A 710-nucleotide genomic window follows, 5' to 3' on the forward strand; every position below is an offset into this window, starting at 1 on the left:
GCTGACTACTAAGGATGTTGATTGGGGAGATAGCCATACTTATAAATTATTAGATGATGCTCAAGGTCGCTTTAAAATTGATGGCAATCGACTAAAAGTCAAAAATGGCCACCTCATAGACTTTGATGACAACTCTAGTCACTCGATCAAAATCCGCACCACCGACTCCGGAGGTAAAAGCTACGAGGAAATTTTCACCATTGAGGTCCTTAACCAGAATTTTGCTCCGACAGATATCAGCCTTGATGGCAGGAGTGTCAAAGAATTCAGTAAAAATGGCACTACTATTGCTAGGCTGACTACTAAGGATGTTGATTGGGGAGATAGCCATACTTATAAATTATTAGATGATGCTCAAGGTCGCTTTAAAATTGATGGCAATCGACTAAAAGTCAAAAATGGCCACCTCATAGACTTTGATGACAACTCTAGTCACTCGATCAAAATCCGCACCACGGATTCCGGGGGTAAAAGCTACGAGGAAACTTTCAGTATCGAAGTCCTCGAAAACCAGAATAGTGCTCCAACGGATATCACCCTTTCTGGGAACAGTGTCAAGGAATTGAGTGAAAATGGCACGACCATTGCTAGGCTGACTACTAAGGATGTTGATTGGGGAGATAGCCATACTTATAAATTATTAGATGATGCTCAGGGTCGCTTTAAAATTGTTGACGATCAACTAAAAGTCAAAGATGGCACTCTCTTAG

1 protein-coding gene is annotated in these 710 nt (G+C 41.3%); it reads left to right on the forward strand.

The annotated features are described in order from the left end of the window. Positions 1–710 (forward strand): cadherin repeat domain-containing protein (locus tag F6K20_RS17885; RefSeq protein WP_287295524.1); only part of this gene is annotated, 710 nt, incomplete at both ends.

Origin of the sequence: Moorena sp. SIO2C4, assembly GCF_010672485.1 — a bacterium.
Classification (GTDB): Bacteria; Cyanobacteriota; Cyanobacteriia; order Cyanobacteriales; family Coleofasciculaceae; genus Moorena; species Moorena producens.